Origin of the sequence: Ruthenibacterium lactatiformans (assembly GCF_000949455.1) — a bacterium.
In the GTDB taxonomy this organism is placed as follows: Bacteria; Bacillota; Clostridia; order Oscillospirales; family Ruminococcaceae; genus Ruthenibacterium; species Ruthenibacterium lactatiformans.
This window is the reverse complement of the sequence record NZ_JXXK01000026.1, coordinates 23,052-42,363: the sequence shown is the minus strand read 5'-3', so window position 1 is coordinate 42,363 and position 19,312 is coordinate 23,052. Positions and strand designations below refer to the sequence as shown.

General features: G+C 56.2%; 15 protein-coding genes and 1 pseudogene. 10 read left to right on the top strand and 6 right to left on the bottom strand.

Annotated features, from left to right (window positions below; genetic code table 11):
* Positions 1-155 precede the first annotated feature (155 nt).
* A pseudogene (locus TQ39_RS14890) lies at positions 156-398 on the bottom strand (thioredoxin family protein); the annotation flags it as partial.
* A gap of 325 nt (positions 399-723) precedes the next feature.
* Positions 724-1,683, bottom strand: coding sequence for an ROK family protein (locus TQ39_RS14885; RefSeq protein ID WP_050006105.1), 960 nt, complete (start codon positions 1,681-1,683; stop codon positions 724-726).
* Between the two features lie 229 nt (positions 1,684-1,912).
* Here TQ39_RS14885 and TQ39_RS14880 point away from each other — a divergent pair, with 229 nt between their 5' ends.
* Complete coding sequence (locus TQ39_RS14880; RefSeq protein WP_050006104.1) at positions 1,913-3,316, top strand: hypothetical protein; 1,404 nt, start codon at positions 1,913-1,915, stop codon at positions 3,314-3,316.
* Positions 3,317-3,561: 245 nt separating this feature from the next.
* Here TQ39_RS14880 and TQ39_RS14875 read toward each other — a convergent pair whose 3' ends face one another.
* From TQ39_RS14875 to TQ39_RS14865, 3 genes are read right to left on the bottom strand one after another with little or no spacing between them, the layout of a single operon-like run.
* On the bottom strand, positions 3,562-4,410 hold the full coding sequence (locus TQ39_RS14875; protein WP_050006103.1) for a class II fructose-bisphosphate aldolase: 849 nt from the start codon (positions 4,408-4,410) through the stop codon (positions 3,562-3,564).
* 54 nt (positions 4,411-4,464) lie between these two features.
* The gene (locus TQ39_RS14870) at positions 4,465-5,859 is read right to left on the bottom strand and encodes an MATE family efflux transporter (RefSeq protein ID WP_050006102.1); all 1,395 of its coding nucleotides are present in this window, start codon (positions 5,857-5,859) and stop codon (positions 4,465-4,467) included.
* A gap of 36 nt (positions 5,860-5,895) precedes the next feature.
* Entirely contained in the window at positions 5,896-6,783 is an 888-nt protein-coding gene (locus TQ39_RS14865) for a helix-turn-helix domain-containing protein (protein ID WP_050006101.1), read from the bottom strand.
* Positions 6,784-7,049: 266 nt separating this feature from the next.
* On the opposite strand from TQ39_RS14865, the gene TQ39_RS14860 reads away from it, so the two are divergent.
* Both TQ39_RS14860 and TQ39_RS14855 read left to right on the top strand, forming a co-directional pair.
* Positions 7,050-8,045 carry an ROK family protein gene (locus TQ39_RS14860; RefSeq protein ID WP_050006100.1) on the top strand — a complete coding sequence of 332 codons (996 nt, stop codon included), beginning with the start codon at positions 7,050-7,052 and terminating at the stop codon, positions 8,043-8,045.
* A 55-nt stretch (positions 8,046-8,100) separates the two neighbouring features.
* Complete coding sequence (locus tag TQ39_RS14855) at positions 8,101-9,240, top strand: SIS domain-containing protein (protein ID WP_050006099.1); 1,140 nt, start codon at positions 8,101-8,103, stop codon at positions 9,238-9,240.
* Between the two features lie 12 nt (positions 9,241-9,252).
* Here TQ39_RS14855 and TQ39_RS14850 read toward each other — a convergent pair whose 3' ends face one another.
* Positions 9,253-10,263: a LacI family DNA-binding transcriptional regulator gene (locus tag TQ39_RS14850; protein ID WP_050006098.1), complete on the bottom strand. Its 1,011-nt coding sequence runs from the start codon at positions 10,261-10,263 to the stop codon at positions 9,253-9,255.
* Positions 10,264-10,571: 308 nt separating this feature from the next.
* On the opposite strand from TQ39_RS14850, the gene TQ39_RS14845 reads away from it, so the two are divergent.
* The 7 genes from TQ39_RS14845 to TQ39_RS14810 all read left to right on the top strand — a co-directional run bounded on the left by TQ39_RS14845 (position 10,572) and on the right by TQ39_RS14810 (position 19,247).
* Positions 10,572-11,831, top strand: a complete 1,260-nt coding sequence (locus tag TQ39_RS14845) for a Gfo/Idh/MocA family protein (RefSeq protein ID WP_050006097.1) — start codon at positions 10,572-10,574, stop codon at positions 11,829-11,831.
* Positions 11,832-12,090: 259 nt separating this feature from the next.
* Positions 12,091-13,413, top strand: coding sequence for a DUF4832 domain-containing protein (locus TQ39_RS14835; RefSeq protein ID WP_050006095.1), 1,323 nt, complete (start codon positions 12,091-12,093; stop codon positions 13,411-13,413).
* 18 nt (positions 13,414-13,431) lie between these two features.
* Positions 13,432-14,724 carry an acyltransferase domain-containing protein gene (locus tag TQ39_RS14830; protein WP_050006094.1) on the top strand — a complete coding sequence of 431 codons (1,293 nt, stop codon included), beginning with the start codon at positions 13,432-13,434 and terminating at the stop codon, positions 14,722-14,724.
* Positions 14,721-15,755, top strand: coding sequence for a hypothetical protein (locus tag TQ39_RS14825; RefSeq protein ID WP_050006093.1), 1,035 nt, complete (start codon positions 14,721-14,723; stop codon positions 15,753-15,755). The genes TQ39_RS14830 and TQ39_RS14825 overlap by 4 nt, the downstream gene beginning before the upstream one ends.
* Positions 15,756-15,955: 200 nt before the next feature.
* Positions 15,956-16,756, top strand: coding sequence for an ABC transporter permease (locus TQ39_RS14820; RefSeq protein ID WP_242853512.1), 801 nt, complete (start codon positions 15,956-15,958; stop codon positions 16,754-16,756).
* Entirely contained in the window at positions 16,756-17,649 is an 894-nt protein-coding gene (locus TQ39_RS14815) for a carbohydrate ABC transporter permease (RefSeq protein WP_050006091.1), read from the top strand. The genes TQ39_RS14820 and TQ39_RS14815 overlap by 1 nt, the downstream gene beginning before the upstream one ends.
* A gap of 107 nt (positions 17,650-17,756) precedes the next feature.
* Entirely contained in the window at positions 17,757-19,247 is a 1,491-nt protein-coding gene (locus tag TQ39_RS14810; protein WP_050006119.1) for an ABC transporter substrate-binding protein, read from the top strand.
* Positions 19,248-19,312 lie beyond the last annotated feature (65 nt).

Sequence of the window (19,312 nt, the reverse complement as noted above, 5' to 3'; positions counted from 1 at the left end):
ACACCGAGCCATAATATCGGAAACCGCTGGAGAAGTTGTAGGCATCGTACCCGCTACCCGGCAGAATGCGGCACGCGATACAGCTGCGCAGACCGGCTCGGCACATCACATAGACAAGTTTGTCCGTCTCGGTTTCCCTCAGCCGCTCGAGCAGTTCATCGACGGGGAGATTCCGAAGACCCTCGGTGCGGCCTCGAGCAAATCCTCCCCGGAGTGCGCGTGCTCACCGCTTGATTCACGATTTTTCCGTTTTTCATTACAGTGAGCATGGGAATGCTCATCATGCCGAAACACCCGGCCAGCTCGGCCCCCTCGTCGATGTTGATTTTGCTAACCTTGAGGTCGGGCCGCTCAGCGACGATTTCCTCTAGAACTGGCCTCGCCATCCGGCACGTTCCATACCAAGGTGCTCAGAAATCCAGCAGTACGGTTTGCTCGGAGCGCGCGGCTTCCTGTTCAAAATCATTTTGATCGATCTGTTTCACAAATGTTTCGCAGTCCTCTCTTTGTTCCAGCGGCCGGAAGAATGCTCGTTTGCTCCCATTCCCGTTGCCCCGGTTTGCAGGCGCCGGAACCGGAAGCCCACCGCGCCTTGTCTATGTGAACACGGGCCCCACTGGCTCTCCGCTTCCTGATTCCGCCGCGCCGATTTTATTCGGTGATGTTATTCTCCCCCATAATCACACGTTCTTCCGTGATAAAATCACCAAATGGGAAGCGCGATTACACGGACGCCTGGTAAGCGGAAAGCGCCGCGCCGATTAGCCCAATTTTCTGCGGGTCCAACTGGGAAACCGTGATGTTGTCCAGCAACGCGAGGTTGTTCGGCGGCAACCAGCCGGTCAGTCCGTCGATGATGCCTTGGAGCAGCCATGAATCGCGGAAGACACCGCCGCCGCAGATGATCGCCTGCGGGTCCATGAAATTGATGATGTCCTGCACCATAGACAGTTGCGCCTTCATCATCAGGTCTGCAACGCGGATAGCCAGCACGTCGCCCTCGTGTGCCGCCTGAACGATTGTCGAGGAAACCATGCGGCCTTCCCGATCCAACCGCGCCAGAACGGAATCGGGGTACTGTTCCATCAGCGCGCGTGCGTGGCGGATCATCCCGCCGCCGGAAGCATAGGTTTCGATGCAGCCCGTGCGCCCGCATTTGCACGGCACGTCAATGTTGGCGACGATATGCCCGACTTCCCCGGCGTTGTTTTGATGCCCGCGGATCAGCCGCCCGTCACTGACAAGCCCGGCGGCAATGCCAGTACCGACGTTCAAATAAACGAAATCCCGGAACCTGCGCCCCGCGCCGAACTGGATTTCCGCCAGAGTGGCGCAGTGTACGTCATTGTCCGCGATTACGGGGATTTGGTACTGCTGCATAAGTTCCTGCCCCAGCGGACACGGTTCCAGAATCGGCGTGGCGATGGAAAAAAGCCAAACTGCGCGGCGGTGATCCACCTGCCCCACCAGCCCAAGGCCAATCGCGTCCGGTTTGGGAACGACTTTGGTTTCCACCATTTCCGCCCAGTAAGCCGCGACAGCCCTCTTTACGGCGGCAATCGCGGCATCCTGCGCACCGCGCTGGGACGGATACCGGCGCTCATGAGTGATCGTCCCGTCCGGCCGGACGATGCCGATCAATATTTTCGTTCCCCCGACATCCACGCCCATTACGGTATTCATAAAGACGATCCCTCCATTTTTTGAATAATTATAGTTATAACGCAGAAAAAGTATAGCGCAGAAAAAGGAATGCGGGCAAGCGCTTCTAATAATAATTGCGAAAGATACAACGAAATGCAAAACGCGCCGCGCGCTGCGGGGCATCATCCAAAAATGGTTGTGGATGGGCGCGGCGGGGATATGCTATACTGAACGTAAAATCAAACCCACAGAGAAAGGATGGAGAGAAATGGCGGCAAAAGAACGCGCAATTCACTTGGATTATTTCGACCCGGCCGTGGGCAAGGTGCCCAACCCCGGGATGGGCGTACAGGGCTATGTTTATAGCGACCATATGCGGTTTGGATACACATGGGCGGAGATCCAGCCCAGCGTGCCGCATGAGATGACGCCGCTGGACCGGAAGAGCTTGGAGCGCATGGCAGCTTCCCCTCACTGCGACAACCTCTACTATCGCTGCGAATGGCGCGATATCCAGCAGGGAAAAGGCAAGCTTTCTCTGCCCAAGGAATTTGAGTGGATGCTGGAAGCGTGCGAAAAGTACAATAAAACATGGTCGTTCCGGATTATGTCCAGTTCGGTGACGTCTGTTTACAAAGACAGCGTCCCGGAATTCATCAAAGACCATGTGAAAATGATTCCCTACTGGCGCACGATTGGCGTGCAGGAGTGGTACCCGAAATATTTCCCGGAATACTCCTCGGAATTTCTCCAATACTGGAACGAACTGAATTGCCTGCTGGGCGAACGGTTTGACAAGGATCCGCGCCTTGAATTCGCGGACGTGTCCGGCTACGGCTTTTGGGGGGAAGCGCATCATTACAGCCTGCAGCGCCCCGATCAAAAGGAAGAAATCAACTGGGAACCGGACAACGTTGAAGAGGTTACTGAGTTTTTGATGGAGAGCCATCTGAAAGCTTTCCCCACCACACCCGCGTGCATGAACCTGCACTATACTGAGTACGGCTTTGCCGACCGAGTTCTGGAACAGAACGGCGTCTGGTTGCGGCGCGACAGTTTCCAAGCCCATATGAATACCGAGGAGTACCGGTGGATTCACCGGGGCGCGAAAAAGGGCGCAATGATCTGGGAGCCGATCCGCGCGCACATCCCGCGCACCGCGCCTTTGTTGTTTACGTCGTCCCAAATGGTACAGCATTGTCTGGATTACGGCGCAAATTACTTCGGGGTGGCATTCACGCCGTGGGATTTTGTCATGAGCACACACAATTATCAGGATCTGATGGATCAGATGGATGCGCAGGTTGGCTATCGTCTGCGCCCGGCAATGGCGTGGCGCCGGGAAAACGCGGATCGGACGCAGGACCTTGTGCTGCAGCTTTTGAACGATGGCTGCGGCGCGATTCCCGGCGCGCTGCGGCTGAAAGCATACTTCCCGGACGGCTCTACTGCGGAAAAAGAGCTCCCTGTGGGCGCGCCCTTCAAGGGAGACGAAAATCTCTTCGCTCTTCCGATCCCCGAACGTTTCTGGGGTGCGTCGGAGCGTGAGGTGATTCGCGTTTCGGCGAGCCTGAAGATGCGCGGAAAAGAAAAGCTTGTTCGCTGGGCCGTCCGTCAGGAGCTGGAGAATCCCTTTGAAATCGTCCTTCCGCTGCGGGCGTTTGTGGATTGATCCACCGAAAAACGTAAGCACAATAAAGCTGCCGTGCAGGTTTTTCCTGCGCGGCGGCTTTTTTATGATTTGGTTTCAAACTGTTTTCCGATGATGCAAAAGCGGAGCAGCTTCCAAAAGTGTGCACCCGGGGAGAGGTGCATGCTTTTGTGAATCGCGGCGGAGTCGTTGCCGGGCTTCTGACGAAAAGGCTTTCCGGCAGTTCGTTGTTTGAGGTGCGCCGCGCTGTGCCCGCGGGGAGCGCATTAGGCCCGCCCGGCGCAGCCGCAGACACGGATGCGATGGAGCACTCGTTCTTTTACCGCATCGCGTCCTGCACGGCCATAAATTTTCGGATCGATTATGTCCGGGTTTTCTGCCAACATCCGGCGCACCGCAAGGGTGTACGCGGCGCGGAGCTCGGTGGCAAAATTCACCTTGCAGATCCCCTGACGGACGCATTCCCGGATGACTTTCTCCTCCAGACCGGATGCTCCATGCAGCACCAACGGGATGCGCAACCGCTGCCGGATGCGATCGATCAGCTCAATGTTGAGCACCGGCGGGACGGCATAAACGCCATGTGCCGTGCCTACGCCCACGGCAAGGCTGGAAACCCCCGTTTCCACCTCAAAACGCTCGGCCTCATCCGGGTCGGTGTAGCCAGTTTCCGAGCACTCGAGGTCGTCCTCCTTGCCACCGACACGGCCCAGCTCACCCTCCACGGGAACGCCGTTCGCGGCGCACATCCGCACCACCTCGCGCGTCAATGCGATATTCTGCACCAGAGGCAGCGTACTTCCGTCGATCATCACGCTGGTATACCCCGCGCGCAGCGCCTGTGCGCATAATTCAAAGCTGTTCCCATGATCCAGATGCAGCGCCACCGGCACACTGGCGCGCTGCGCAAGCGCCTGAACATTACTCCAATATAGCTGTGGGTCTGCGTACCGGAGCGTCGAGGGCGTTGTCTGCAGGATTACCGGCGCGCGCGCCTCCTGAGCAGCCAGCACGATGGCCTGTGCCATCTCCATGTTTTCCGCATTGAACGCGCCGACGGCATAGCCGCCCGCCTGTGCGGCGTGGAGCATTTGAGTGGTGTCGGCAAAAGGCATGGGGGTTCCTCCTTCGATCCTTCTATTTTCAGCTTGTTTTGCGCGTCCCGCGTCTCAGGCGTGGTCCACGACGTTTTGGATCCAGCGGCCCTTTTTGATGAGCAGTATGCCCAAAAAGGTTTTCAGGATTTCCGTGGCCTGACAGAACCCATAAATCCACAGAATACCCAGCCCCGTGAAATGGACGAGACAACTAGCGGGTGCAACGCATGCCAGCCAGATGAACACGGTGTCGAAAATCAAATTCAGATTGGCGTTGCCGCCTGTATGGAGCACGCCAGAAACGACCGTCAGGTAAGAGGTGAACGGCAGGATCAGTGCACTGATGAGGATAAAGGAAGAAGCCAGTTGCCGCACTTCGTCGGTCGTGTTGTAGATTAGAGGGAAATATCGTCCCGCCAGCGCATAAAGCAGTGCGACCGCAAAGCTCGACACAAAGCCAAGACCGATGAATTTCTGGTAAACGGAACGGATTTTGTCCGGCGCTTCCGACCGGCCCATCATATGTCCGATGACGATTCGTGCCGTGTTGCCGACGGCGTTCGCCACAACAATAATCAGGCTGGAAAGCGCGCTTACAATGTTGTTTGCGCTGACAACATACAGCCCGCGGACAGAGTAGCACTGCGTCTGCGCGGCAACGCCCATGGACCAGAGTAGCTGGTTGAGCGCGAACGGCGCGCTTTTTTTCGCAATTCGCAGGGCGAGCCAGCCGGGGATATGCAGTGAGCGATACGCGCCCTGTATGAAGGGGAGCCTGTGTGCGTTGAGATGCGTCCAGCCCGCCACGCCGGCCAGCTCGATGAATCGCGCGACCAGCGTCGCGGCGGCGGCCCCGTAACAGCCCATGGCAGGGATCCCCACAAAGCCGAAGATCAGCACATAATTCAGGACAAGGCTCACCACCATGGAAAAGACACAGAAAAACATGGGCATCTTTGTCTGCCCAAGCTCCCGCAATGTGGAGGAATAGACGTTGATGAGCGCATACGGCGGCACGCCGACTAACATAATCCACAGATACCCCATACCATAGGCGAGCGACGCTTCGGCGTCTGCCGCAAGACCCTCGCCGCTCAGGTAGCTTTGGATCAGCGGCTTGCCCCAGATGCCCAGCAGTAGGATGGTCGCCGCACTCAGCAGGAAACTTGTCACTAGCTTGAAACGGAAAGTATAGCGGATACCCTCCTCGTCGCCTTTTCCGCTGAACTGAGCAGTAAACACGCCGATCCCGCCAAAAATCCCCGAAATGCAGGAATAGAACACAAACATCAGCTGGTTGACAACCGCTACGCCGTTCATCTGGACGGTACTGACGCGACCGACCATAATGTTGTTCAGCAGCCCGATTAGGTTATAAATGCTGCCCTGCATCATGATCGGCAGCGCGATTCGGGCCGCTTTCGCGTAAAATGCCTTTTCTCCGATGTATTCCCGCACCCTGATCATAAACACTCCTGCCTTCTCCAATCGGCAGCCTGAGGGTCAGCGCCGATCCTTTTTCTGCTTCTTACGGTATTCGCTGGGACTCGTTTCCGTCAGCTGGCGGAACGCGCGGTTGAAATTGGCTGCGTTGTTAAAGCCGGAACGCAGCGCCACTTCCAAAATGGAAAGGTTTTCATCTTTCAAAAGCTCAATGGCCAGCCGGATGCGCTTGCGTGTGATGTACTGAACCGGGGATTCGGACATCTGCTTTTTGAAGAACGTGGAAAAATAATAGCGGTTCATCGCCGCAACCTGAGAAAGCTGGTCGATCGTGATGTCCTGCGTCAGGTTTTCCTCAATGTAATCCAGCACCTTGGTGAATGAATCCTGCAGGACGGGAACGTCCCGCCGCGACGGGTTCAGGCTGGGGACGTCTTTTTGATAGTGACACGCAATTTCGGAAAGCATCAGGAAAAGATAGGCTTTCACCGCGAGCGGGTAGCCGTCTTTTTTTTCATACAGAGCCGTCTGGATTTTCCCGAACAGCGTTCCCACCTCTTTGGCGCAGGGCTCCGGATACGGAATCCGGCAAGAGCGGTTTGTGAAATAAAAGGGCTCGAGATACCGCAGGTTGAAATCTTCCATTTCCAGAGATGAAATAAACGAAGGGACAAAATTGAGCGATAAATATTTCAAGCTGGCCGACGCGTTTTCGGAAAAAATATTGTGCGGCTCCATGCTGTTGAAGATGAAGCAGTCGCCCTTTCCAAAGGGATGCCCCGCGCCGCTGCTTTTGAAAAATCCCTCTCCGTCCACGATCACTGTAATTTCCATGGTGGAGTGGAAATGGGCCTGTGTTTCCGCGTAATCGCCCGAAGCGGCAAACTCCATAAATTCCAAACACGTGTCGTGTCCATGCTTGATGAGCTCGACCTGATAAAACAGCATACGGCTTTCCCTCCGGTCAAATTAGTTTGATTATATCGTGCTCTGTTTTCAAAAATCAAGGAAATGCAACAATCGTTGTAGGAATAACAACAATTCATGAAAGCGCAAAAAAAGAGGGGGAAAAGATGAAAATTTTCCTTGTAGAAAAATCTCGCACGGACAAGGTATACTGAAAATAAACGGAATGGGGCATCCCATTTCCGAAACGTGCGTCTGTTCTGCACACGTCCAGACGAGCGCTTTTTGTAAAACAGGGAGGGACGGCCATGGGCGGCACTGCGGGATGCGGGGTACAGGCGGCGATGGCGATTGATATCCGTGAAGATCGGGTTAAAATGGGAATCGTTTCCCGGGAAGGAAACGTGCTGTTCAGCCGACGCTATCCATGGGAAACCTCCTCCGTCGCTGGTTTCCTTGACGCGCTGGTGCTCGACATTGCGGATTTTCAGAGACAGGCAGAAGGCCGTTGGGAGTATGACCGCGTGGGCGTGAGCATGGGCGGCTGGATTGACCGCGAGGCGGGCATGTGGCTCTACACTGCGAAGGTGCACGGCTTTGCTGACCCCGTTCCGCTGCGGTACCTAATCGAGCGCGCCACGGGCCACCCGACTTTCATCGACAATGACATCCACGTCAGCACGCTTGCGGAAAACCGTTTCGGGATTGGCCAGATCTATCCGAACTTTACATATTACCACATCGGAAGGGGCATCGCGGTCGGCGTTGTGAGCGAGGGGAACCTGATCCGTGGCGCGGCGAATTACGCGGGAGAATACGGGGGATATTTGTACGATTTAGGCGGACAGGACGGTGTCTGCCGGCTGGAGGAATTCGCCTCTGGCCGCGGGATGGTACGTTGGGCGCGTAGCCTGTTTGAGCAGTACCCGCATTCCGTACTGCGGCAGGCCGACCGGGTGGGTGCACTTTCCCCAACGAAAATTTTTGAATGCGCCGCGGAAAACGATTCGCTAGCTACATATATCGTCCACCATGTGCAACGCGGAATCGGCCTGTCGGTGGTAAATCTGCTGAGCTTTACAAACAGCGAGGCAATCGCGTTTGGCGGGGAGCTAGCCGGGCTGCACGGGCTACTGCCCGTGCTGACGGATTTCATTGAGGAACACTGCGCGGCCCCAACCCGGCGCTCTTTGAACTACATCGGCAGCGGGCGGCTGGATGTCCACGAGGAGGGCATGATCGGCGCAGCCTGGCTGACTTGGGAGGGGGGAGGCGTCCCGCCGTGCCCCGGGCGGACGCTGTGAAGGGAGCCGCGCAAAACGAGAGACTTTGGGAAATATCCGTCAAAAGGAGAACATCATGGAAGAAAAAGATCGTCTGCTGCAGCGGATTCTGTCGTTGACCACAAGCGCCCCTTGGACGGAAAACCTCCGCCTGAATCGGGAGAGCATCCGGACACTCTGCGAAGAGGGGATGCTGGGCAGGATCCGGCGGATGTATCTGACCGGCGGCGGCACCTCGCTATACGCCGCGGAGGTGGGCAGAAGCTATATGGAGCGGATCGCCGGGATTCCCGCCCAAGCAGTTCCCTGCTATAGTTTCAGCCATTATATCCCGGAGAACCTGCTCGGGCCGGATGTCTGCCTGCTCGCCATTTCACAGACAGGGACGGCCCGCTCCGTGGAAAACTGTGTCCGGACGGCGCAGCGAGCGGGGGCACTTGACATCGTCGTCTCCGGCTCCATCGACGCGCGGGTGCCCGCAGCGGCGCGCCGCCTGATCCTGACAGACGCAAAGACGGAGGGCCCTTCTGCTAAGAGCACGTCGTATATTCAGGCGATCACCGCAGTTTACCTGCTGGCGATTGCCATTGGGCTGGCGAACGGGCACCTGACCGCGCGGCAAGCCGCATGGTGGGACACGCAGCTGGAGAAAACCGTTCAAAAATCGGCGCAGCTGGGCGGAATCACAGAGCAGATGTACCAGTTGGCCGCGCAATATAAAAACGCGCCGATCCACCACTGCCTGGCCGCAGGGCCCAATGTTGGGACAGTGGAGGAGGGCGCGCTGAAAATCATTGAAATGGCGTGGGTTCCCGCAGAAGGACGTGAGATGGAGGATTTTCTGCACGGAAGATACCGCGAAGTGGACGAAACAACCCCCCTTCTGCTGGTCGCCCCGCTGGGGCCGTCCAAGGAGAAGCTGATGGATACGCTCGGTTCGGCTAAACGGATCTACGCGCCGACGATTGTCCTGACGGATGACCCGGACCCTGCCATCGCACGGCTGGCTGCCCATGTGGTGAAAATGCCGGGCGGCGTGGATGAATTCCTCACGCCGTTGCTATACATCACGCCGCTCTGGCTCTATGCGCACCGAATGGGGCTCCTGCGCGGCGGGGACCCCGCAGGTAACCGGCACGGCTTTATCCCCACAGGATATGATTACCGCGCGCATTATGATGAAACCGGGATGCCTCTCGAGCAGCCTGTCCCGTAAGCTCGCTTCGGCTCAGACGGACGCGCGCACGACCTTTGTGATCGGCAGATAAAGCTTTCGCGGCGGCAGGGCGCAGCCGCGCAGCCGCTCATCCAGAAAATCTGCCGCTACTTGGCCGATTGCTTCCGTCGGCACGGCGTACGTTGTCAGGGGCGGGCTGGAAAACTGGGAGAGTTGGATGTTGCTCAGGCCGATTACCGCCACCTGCTCCGGTACGCGGATACCGATGGAATACAGCGCGCTGAGCGCGGCCATCGCCATCAGGTCGCTGGCTGCGCAGATTGCGGTGGGGGGGGCTGGCTGCGCCATCAGCTTTTTAACCAGATCAATGCAGAGAATTTCGTCCCACTGGCAGTCCAGCACCCACTCCGGGCGAACGGGCAGACTGGCGATGTGCATGGCCGCAGCAAATCCGAGGTAGCGGCGGCTCACCGCCCCCTTCGGCCCGAAGATGCTGCCGCCCAAAAAGGCGATTTTTTGATGGCCTTTTTTGATAAGATGGTTGGCAAGGTGCATGCCCGCGTCAAAATGATCGTAGCCGACAATATCAATATCGGGGGTCCGCGTGTCGATCCCCACGCAAGCGGGAATGCGCGCACGCAGGCTGCGGTAAAGAGAGGGGGAAAGCTGTTCCATCAAAATGATTCCGGCGGGCGGCGCTTCCAAAATCGCGCGGAGAGTTTCCGGCTCCTGCACTTCATAATAAGTCTTTAAAAATGCGATGGAATACCCTTTTTCCATCAGGCGCGCTTCCACCCCGGCATAGATGCTCATGAAATAAGGGTCGCGGTATTTATCTTTCGTCACGCTCAGGATGCAGCCAATGCGCTTGTCCAACGGCGCGGCGGCTGCCTTGTTTGAGTGGGGAGCGGCTTTCTGCTTATATCCGGTGCGCGCGGTGGCGTCCCACACCTTGCTGCGTGTTTCTTCCCGTATTTTATAGGTGGTGTCGTTGTTGAGCACACGCGAAACGGTAGCGGCAGATACTCCTGCCAAAGCGGCAACGTCCCGGATAGATGCCATAGAAATCCCTCCAGTGTCTTTTTATGGTAATTTTAACGTAACATATCACGAAACAAATGTAAACAGTTTTTTTCAAAAAAATTCAATTTTCCTTTGTTGCGTATAGGTTTTCGCGAAACAACCGAAAAAAGCATCGGAAACGCTTTAACGAATCTTCTAAATATCGAGAAAAAACTTGTGCAAATTCCTGATTGTATTCTGTCTGCGTTATCTTTTATAATGAATTTGAGCTTAAATGCAACGCAAAATTTGCGTAATGTTTACGAAACAAAACATGGGCCCCAATCACAAGTGAGGAGGAATGTGCTGTGAAAATCGTTTTGATCGGCGCAGGACAGCGCGGACGGGTGTACGCGGATTATATGATGGAAAAGGGTTGCGCGCAGATCGTGGCCATCGTAGAGCCGAATGACGTGCGCCGCAAAGAAGCTGCGGCCCAGCTGGGCGTGGCTGCGGATTGGTGCTTCACTGCGGCGGAAGAGTTGTGGGCGCAGGGAAAAATCGCCGACGCGGCGATCGTTGCCTCGATGGATCGGGATCATTACACGCAGGTGATGAAAGCACTGGAACTGGGCTACCACGTCCTGCTGGAAAAGCCCATTTCCCCGAATCCCGCCGAGTGCATGGACATCCTGCACCGCGCCGAAGAGAAGAAACTGCATGTGGTGGTCTGCCATGTCCTGCGCTACACGCCGTTCTTCTCCCGGATCAAGGAAATCATTGATTCCGGACGCATCGGACGCCTTGTGTCGATTCGACTGGACGAAAACATCGGAAACTTTCATTTCGCACACAGCTTTGTGCGCGGCAACTGGCGCAGGGCAGATATTGCCAGCCCCAGCATCATGCAGAAATCCTGCCATGACATGGACCTGCTGAACTGGCTGATGGGTGCACAGGCAAAGCGCATCTCCTCCTGCGGTTCGCTGCATTATTTCAAGGAGAGCAATGCGCCGGCCGGCAGCACAGCCCGCTGCGCGGACTGCCCGGTTGAGGGCAGGTGCCGCTTCAGTGCCTATAAAAGCTACTTGCCCGCGGCGGGGGATTGGCCCGCGGCGGTGATTACATCCTCGTCGGACCCCAACGTCCTGCGCAAAGAGCTGGATCACAGCCCCTATGGACGCTGTGTATACCGTTGCGACAATGACGTGTGCGACCAACAGGTTGTCGCTGTGGAATACGAAGGCGGGCAGACGGCAAGCTTTAATATGTCCGCCTTCACCAACCGGATGACCCGCACCATCCACGTCATGTGCGAGGACGGGGAAATCTTCGGCGATGATGGACTGCATGAGATCGAAGTGCTCTCCTTCTCCTCCAACCAAGTGGAGGGCTATCAGTCGGAGATGATTCATGTGTCCGAGCCGCGCAGCGGCCATGGTGGCGGCGATTCCGGCATTGTGGATGATTTCATCAGCCTTTTGCAGAACGGCGGACGCCCCGCCCGCTCCGAAATCGGCATGTCTGTGGACAGCCATGTGATGGCCGGCGCGGCGGAGATGAGCCGGTTGACGGGACAGACAATTGACTTGGATTCTTACCGCCGTCAGTTGGGGAAAGAAAAATGAAGCAGCTTGCCTGTGCGGCCTGTGGGGCCCCAATGACAAATGACGAAATTGCCTTTTGCCTACACCTGCACGGGGGGACGGCGGCCCGTTTCCTCTGCGTGGGCTGCATGGCGACGGACTTTGAGTGTCCGCCGGAACATCTGAAGAAAAAAATCGGGCTTTTGAAAAACAGTGGATGCAGATATTTCGATGAAACATATGTTTGATGGCACCGCATGGGTTGCGGCGCAGCAGGATTCCTTATTGGAGGAGGAACGACATGCAGACGGTAATCCCAAAAATTATTTCGGATCTTTTGAGCAACCCCGGCATTGGCTTTATTGCGGCACCTCACCTGATGGGAGATCCCGCCGAGCTGCGGGATAACAGGGGCACCCCTGTGGAAAAATACCGCTTCCCGCAAAGCACAAAAACATGGAACCACCCGGATTCCGGCCTGTATTACTGCGGAGGGCGGTGGAAGGAACTGGAGCCCGAACCGGGTGAATACCGTTGGGACATCCTGGATAACGGCCTCGAAAAAGCCCGTCAGATGGGTTGTACTTCCATTGTGCGCATCGCGCCCTATGCGCTACGCCCGGAAGAGGATGTGCCCTTATGGATGCGGGAAAGATGGCCCGAAGAACCGGATTATCCATTCTGGCGCGTGGACCCCAACACGACGGATTACGCGGAACGCTGGTCTGAATTTATTCGCGCGTTCGCGGCACGTTTTGACGGGGATGAACGTATTTCCTCTGTGGACCTCGCCATTACAGGCGCGTGGGGCGAGGGCGGCGGCTCGGAGTTTGTGGTCCCGGAAAAGCTAGAGCAGGTTGTCAGCGCGTACCTCGATGGATTTACCAAAACGCCGATTCAAGCGTTGCTGCATGATCCGGTTAGCGTAGCGTGCATTCGCCGGCATCGGGCCAAAGTGGGCTTCCGTGTAGACTGTCTCGGCGATATGGGTGGTTTCCATCCCGGGCAGTGGAGCCATATGGAGGATTATTATCCGCAGAATGTCGTCAATTTCCATATGCAGGACGCGTGGAAGGAAGCCCCGGTCGTTTTTGAAGCGTGCTGGCACACCAACGATTGGTATCTGCAGGGCTGGGACATTGATTACATCATCGACGAAAGCCTGAAATGGCATATTTCCTCCTACAACGCAAAGGGTACGACCATTCCTCAGGCGTGGGAAAAAAGTATCGAGCGCTGGGTGCGGAAGATGGGTTACCGGTACGAGATCCACTCCTGCACGCTTCCCGAACAGACTCAGGCAGGCGGGACGATCGACTTTGAAATGCTCGTCAGCAATACCGGCGTCGCCCCGTGCTATCACAATTATTCCCCCATGCTCCGCTTTGCCGGAGAAAACGCCTCGTTCGATCTGCCGATTCAGGCAGATATCCGCCAATGGATGCCGGACGCAGATGTGCGTGTTGCGCAGCGGATGGCGGTTCCGGAGAATGCACCAAAGGGAACGTATCAGGTGAAGCTAGGTTTCCCGGTGCCCGGATATCTTGACAAGACGCTTCGCCTGGCCATTGGGGGACGCGACGCGGATGGCTTCTACCCGCTGTGCGCTGTGCGGGTTGTGTAAAGGAAGGAGAGATGCAGAATGACGGAGTTCGCGCGCCTTACGGCACAATTTGAGCTCTCCGGTTTCCCGGAGGGGTTGGATGCCCTGTATGACCAGTATGCGGTCGACTATCAGCCGCACGCGCTGATGCGCCGTGGGCTGATCGGCGAGCTGTGCGCCCGCTTTGACGCGGGCACGCAGAACGAGCGACGGCTGTTCGAAGCGTTGGACGAGATCGAGGGCAATCCAGAACTGCTGAAGCTGTCGAACTTTCTGGTGAACGATATGTGCGCGGCCAGGCACCGGCTGGACCTTGACGATTATCAGGCGATGGAGCCCAAAAAGGGCGTGGCGCACGCGGACCTCTTCTCCTGCCTGTTGCTGTTCGCCTGTATCGAGCCATCCATGCAACGCATGGAAAAGCTGGGGATGCCGTTGGAATGTTATGAGAAAACGCCGTTTTCCCCCGCGAGGCGCCAGCTAGAAAAAATGCGGGAGACCGGAGACGGGCGTGTGGCCGATTTCCCGTGGGATATGAATTTTTACACCTGCAGCCTGTTCCCGATGGGGCGCTTCAATTTCATCCCGTTCCGTTTGGATGACCCGATCCAGGTGTTCCGCAAGGGAAAAGAAACCGTGGCGTTCTTCACCGAACCGCGCAGAATCCGCCGCGACGGGATGCTGGACGGCGTAAATGGCCAGTATGACCCAGAAGCGTTTGATATCCGGTATGAGGAAAAGGACGGCGTCGTGACCGGCTGGCCAATCTGCCCGGCGGGAACTGTGGAGCCGCAGCCGCGCAGCATTGCTTTATCGGAATGGGAAATGGTGCTTCAGAAAGGCGATATTCTGATGGGCTTTCATATCCCGGGCGGAGCCGGATACGACCCGCAGCATCTGCGTGATGACTGTCTGGCGTGCTATGAATTCTTCCGGAAATGGTTCCCGGAGATTGAGATCAAAGGCTTTGGCAGCGAAAGCTGGTTGTATGATCCCCACCTCGCAATGCTTCTGGAAGGACGCGGCAACATTGCGATGATGCAGAGGCAGATGTACATTTACCCGATTGAAAGCGGCGATGGACAGGTGTGGCGCGAGCTATACCACGGCAAGCGCTCCCCGGATGAGATTGAGTTGAAAAGCCGTTTGCAGAAAGCGGCGGCGGCGTATATGGAAACAGGCGGGCGCTTCACACCATGTAGCATGTTTGTGCTGGCGCAGGACCTATCCCGCATAGAGCAGGAACCGCTTTACGCAGAAGAAAACGTTTATAAGGCCGTTTGGGAGCAGATGCGTCAGCCTCTATGTGTGCAGGAAGGAAATAAAACATGAATATCTATTCTTTAGAATATTTTGAACAGACGCTTCCTGTGGAAAAAATCCGCCCGCCTTATCGCAAGCCGTCCGCGGACGGTCCACGGCTGTCGGTGTGTGATGTGGAACAGTCAGCGTGGGACGGTGCTTCCGTTTCCGCGTCGGATGGAATGGTGCTGCTATCGCCGCGCCCCACGCGTAGCGAGGGATTGCGCGGCACGGAGATTTTCCTGCAACGGCTCGGGATGCAGACACAGGGCGGATGCCGCTGCGCGGGCGTTTTGCTGGACACGGATGCGGTGGATCCCGCTGAATTCTCCGTTTGGCGGCGCGCGTTTGACGGAGCGGTGCTGATCGCCCGAGCTGACCAGACGGAACAGATTGCAGCGTTGCGCATCGCGGGCCTGCCGTTTGGCCTGCTTCTGGATGCTCGCGCAGGCATCCTGCCTGTCCGCCGCCAGCTTGCGGAACAGGGATTGCAGTTTGTGTGGCAGTCCGCTCCGGTTTTCCTTTTGGCAAAAGGATGCCCCGACGGGGGCGCGGCGCTGAAACAGGCAATGGATGGCTGGCATGTGCTGGCCGCGGACGTTCCCGGCGCGGTTCCAGGCACACTTTTGGTGCGCAGGGTCACCTACCCGAAAGCGCTGTCCTCCGGCGGGGCGCTCCCTCTGCGCCTTTGGCTGCAGAATGTGGGCAATACGCCCGTTTACACGGCTTCGCAAATGCAGCTGCGCCTAAAAACACCGGAGGGATGTCTCCCGATATTGGTGCGGCTTGCGCCGCGCGTCTGGCCGGTGGGCGATACGGTGCACAACGAAATCACGCAGCTTCCGGGCGTTGCCCCGGGCTGCTATGAGTTGCAGTGCCGTGTGTGGAAGGAAAACGGCTGCGGCATTATTCCGCTCGGCAGTGAGAACGACGGAGACGGCTGGCTTTCCCTCGGTACGGCTGTGCTGGATGACACACCACGGCCAGAATTATATATCGTTTGGGATACTTATTATCCGGATGGATACTATCCGCTGGAGGATCCGAAGCTCCCGGGATGATGCGGAAGGCACGTTCTTTGCACTGAGACAGGAAAGGAGAGAATAGAACGATGGCAAAAGCAAGACAAAAACGGGCCAAATCAGGAAGAAAAGAGGGAGTGTTGCGCGAGCTGAATACAAACAAAACGTTGTATTTGATGTGCCTGCCGGCGCTGTTGCTACTCTTCCTTCTGTGCTATTTGCCGTTTGGCGGAATTTGGATGGCTTTTACCGATTTTAACGCGCTGGACGGCGTATTCGGTAGTCCCTTCGTCGGCCTGCGGAACTTCAGCATCTTCTTCAAACAGCTCACCGCGTGGAACGTGGTAAAAAATACGCTCATCATCAATTTCTTCGGGATCATCCTCGGCCTGATCGTTCCGATTTCGCTCGCCATCTTCCTCAATGAAATGCGGCTTGGCATTTACAAGCGCGTGGTGCAGAGCGTCATGTTTTTTCCGTACTTCCTTTCGTGGGTTGTTGTGGGCGCGATTGTCTACGGTCTGCTCGCTACGGATGTCGGCGTGGTAAACAACGTGCTGAAATCAATGGACATGGAGCCGGTCCGCTGGTTTGCCGAGCCGAAATACTGGAAGACGATCCTCATCGCCGCAAACGTGTGGAAATGGAGCGGCTACAACAGCATTGTCTACCTTGCGGCGATTACGAATTTCGACCCAAACCTGTTTGAAGCGGCGCAGGTCGACGGGGCTTCCCGCTTCCAACAAATCCTGCACCTCACCATCCCCATGCTGAAGCCCACAGCAGTGGTGCTTACTCTTCTGAGCGTGGGCCGCATCTTCTACGGCGACTTCGGTATGGTATACGGCATTGTAGGGGAAAACCCGATCCTCGTGGACGCGGTAAACGTCATTGATACCTATGTGTACCGAAGCATGCGCAGCCTGGGCTTCTCCTATGGTACTGCGGTGGGCCTGATGCAGTCGGTTCTGGGCCTGATCCTTGTGACTCTGGCCAACCATGCGGCCAAAAAGATCAACGACGGAGAGGGGCTGTTCTGATGCGTATTAAGAAACGTACCGGGGACCGTATTTTCAAAATTGTAGCGGTTTTGTTCGTCACACTGTTTGCGCTTATCTGCCTGTATCCCCTTATGATGGTAGTTTCGGTTTCCTTCTCCAATGAAACCGAAGTACTTCTCAACGGATATTCCGTGTTCCCACAGGCGCCCACGCTGGACACCTACCGGTATATTTTTGTAAACAGCGGCGCGAAGATTGCCCGCAGCTACGCGGTGACGATTTTCATCACGGCGGTCGGCACAATCGGCTCGTTGCTTGTCACCAGTATGTGCGCGTTTGCGCTCTCTATCAAAAAGCTGCGCTACCGGAATGTCATTGCCTATCTGTGCAATTTCACGATCGTATTTTCCGCCGGGCTTGTCCCGTGGTACTTCATCTGCACCAATGTCCTGCACCTGAAAAACAGCGTGTGGTCGCTGATTATACCCAGCCTGTTCAGTGTTTGGAATATGTTCCTGATGCGGACCTATCTTTCCCAGGTTCCATATGCACTATATGAATCAGCGCTGATTGAGGGCGCGGGCTGGATGCGCATTTTCTGGCGCATCGCGGTGCCACTCTCCAAAACAGCGTTCCTGACCGTGGGCCTGATGTACGCGCTCACCTATTGGAACGACTGGTGGAACGCGCTGATGTTCATCGAAAAGAAAGAACTGTTTCCGCTACAGTATTTCCTATATGGCATTCTTTCCAATGTCAACGCCATCAGCTCCGGACGCGTTCCGGCTGGTGTCACAGGCACGCTCCAGCTTCCCGCGGAGACGGTGAAAATGGCTGTCACCATCATCACCATCGGCCCGATTATCTTCCTGTATCCCTTCATCCAGAAATATTTTGTAAGCGGCGTGATGAGCGGCGCGGTGAAGGAATGACCGCATGCGTCTGCCCCGTGCGGGGTGCATGACTTCGGTTGGGGGATCTTTTGGGGCAGAGCCCCCAAAGGTCTGTAAACATATACTAAAGAAAATGGAGGATGAACATGAAAAGAACAATCAGTCTGCTGCTTTGCTTCGTGATGGCATTGCTCCTTCTGGCTTCCTGCGGCCAGGACGGCGGCGCGGGAAGCAGTGCTCCGGCGACATCGGGCAACGGTGGAAACACGAGTTCCGGCAAGCCAGAGGAAATTACCATCTTGTACCCCGGCGAGGAGTCCGACCGCATGACGAGTTTCCTGAACGGCGAATTTGCCGAGCGGATGCTCGAGGATCTAAACATGAAAGTGAACGTCATTTTCGTGCCGTGGGATCAATACTGGGATAAGAAGGGCATTATGCTGGGTTCGCAGGAACCAATCGACCTGTACTGGGACGGCCTTGTGGATTTGGGCGAATTTGTGAATAAGAAAGAAGCCCAGCCGCTGGATGATCTGATTGAGCAGTATGGACAGGACATGCTAAAAGTCCTGCCCATGGAGCACATTCAGGGTGGCGCGATCGACGGCACAATCTACGGCATCCCCTCCGCGTACGCTTCCAGCTCCGCAATGTTCCAGCAGGTCTGCCTGCGGCAGGATCTGCTGACGGCTGTCGGCATGACGGAAATCTCCACGCCGGAAGATCTAAAAGAATTTGCGACACGCGCGATGGAGCAATTTCCCAACATTAAGGGCGCAGGTGACCCGATTCTGATGCCGCTCACCCGTTACTTCTCCGACCAGCCGGCGCATAACATCGCCAAGGGTTTCCTCGCGTTCTTCAATGAAGAGACCAAGGAAGTGTTCAGCTATTACGAAAGCGAAGCGTTCCAGAAAGTGGCGAAATTCAACCGTGAGATGACGCTGGCCGGGTTGTATCCGGACGAGATGACCACTAACTACAACGAGCGTGATTCCCGTGTTCAAAGCGGCAACTACCTGTGGGTAGAAGGCAGCTTAGGCAAGGAAACCGAGATTATTGACGCCGTGCGCGCCAATGCGCCCGACGCGGTGATGAAGAACTACCTCCTCGCCCCTGAAAAGCCGAAGTATATCACCGCAGCTGGCGGCGAGGTCATCTGCATCCCCTATTCCGCGCCCAACCCCTCCGGCGCAATGAAATGGCTGAACTGGTTGTATTCCAGCCAGGAGAACTATCTGTTCGCGCTCTATGGCGTGGAAGGCAAGGACTACGAGATTGTGAACGGCCGCATCAACCGCCTTATCACGGATGAGCTGTTCTACGAGTGGATGTTCCGCAACAAGAATTATCAGATGTTCCCCGTTGAAACAGATGAAGCCTATATCGAAGCCACCAAGACGTGGGATGACGATGCAATCCGCAGCCCGATTTTCGGCTTTGTTTATAGCGACGAAAACCTGAAAGAGATCGAACTCAACCTTGTGGAAGTGGAAAAGCAGTTTGAAGCGATCCGTTCCGGCTTTGTGGATTTCGACACCGAATATCCTAAAGCGGTGGAAGCACTGAAAAATGCGGGAATTGACGAGTATATCGCCGACCTGCAGAGACAGGTAGATGAATTCCTTGCGGCATAATTGCCGCGGCAGCCGAGCTGCTAAAAGCTGATTCCGATTGGGGGATCGCCGTTTGAGTATTTGGC

Excerpts from the sequence above, each read along its gene's own strand:
- TQ39_RS14810 (WP_050006119.1), top strand. The coding sequence starts at position 17,757 with ATGAAAAGAACAATCAGTCTGCTGCTTTGCTTCGTGATGGCATTGCTC.
- TQ39_RS14875 (WP_050006103.1), bottom strand. The coding sequence starts at position 4,410 with ATGCCTTTTGCCGACACCACTCAAATGCTCCACGCCGCACAGGCGGGC.
- TQ39_RS14820 (WP_242853512.1), top strand. The coding sequence starts at position 15,956 with ATGGCTTTTACCGATTTTAACGCGCTGGACGGCGTATTCGGTAGTCCC.
- TQ39_RS14865 (WP_050006101.1), bottom strand. The coding sequence starts at position 6,783 with ATGCTGTTTTATCAGGTCGAGCTCATCAAGCATGGACACGACACGTGT.
- TQ39_RS14860 (WP_050006100.1), top strand. The coding sequence starts at position 7,050 with ATGGGCGGCACTGCGGGATGCGGGGTACAGGCGGCGATGGCGATTGAT.
- TQ39_RS14855 (WP_050006099.1), top strand. The coding sequence starts at position 8,101 with ATGGAAGAAAAAGATCGTCTGCTGCAGCGGATTCTGTCGTTGACCACA.
- TQ39_RS14885 (WP_050006105.1), bottom strand. The coding sequence starts at position 1,683 with ATGAATACCGTAATGGGCGTGGATGTCGGGGGAACGAAAATATTGATC.
- TQ39_RS14835 (WP_050006095.1), top strand. The coding sequence starts at position 12,091 with ATGCAGACGGTAATCCCAAAAATTATTTCGGATCTTTTGAGCAACCCC.
- TQ39_RS14850 (WP_050006098.1), bottom strand. The coding sequence starts at position 10,263 with ATGGCATCTATCCGGGACGTTGCCGCTTTGGCAGGAGTATCTGCCGCT.
- TQ39_RS14880 (WP_050006104.1), top strand. The coding sequence starts at position 1,913 with ATGGCGGCAAAAGAACGCGCAATTCACTTGGATTATTTCGACCCGGCC.
- TQ39_RS14825 (WP_050006093.1), top strand. The coding sequence starts at position 14,721 with ATGAATATCTATTCTTTAGAATATTTTGAACAGACGCTTCCTGTGGAA.
- TQ39_RS14870 (WP_050006102.1), bottom strand. The coding sequence starts at position 5,859 with ATGATCAGGGTGCGGGAATACATCGGAGAAAAGGCATTTTACGCGAAA.
- TQ39_RS14830 (WP_050006094.1), top strand. The coding sequence starts at position 13,432 with ATGACGGAGTTCGCGCGCCTTACGGCACAATTTGAGCTCTCCGGTTTC.
- TQ39_RS14815 (WP_050006091.1), top strand. The coding sequence starts at position 16,756 with ATGCGTATTAAGAAACGTACCGGGGACCGTATTTTCAAAATTGTAGCG.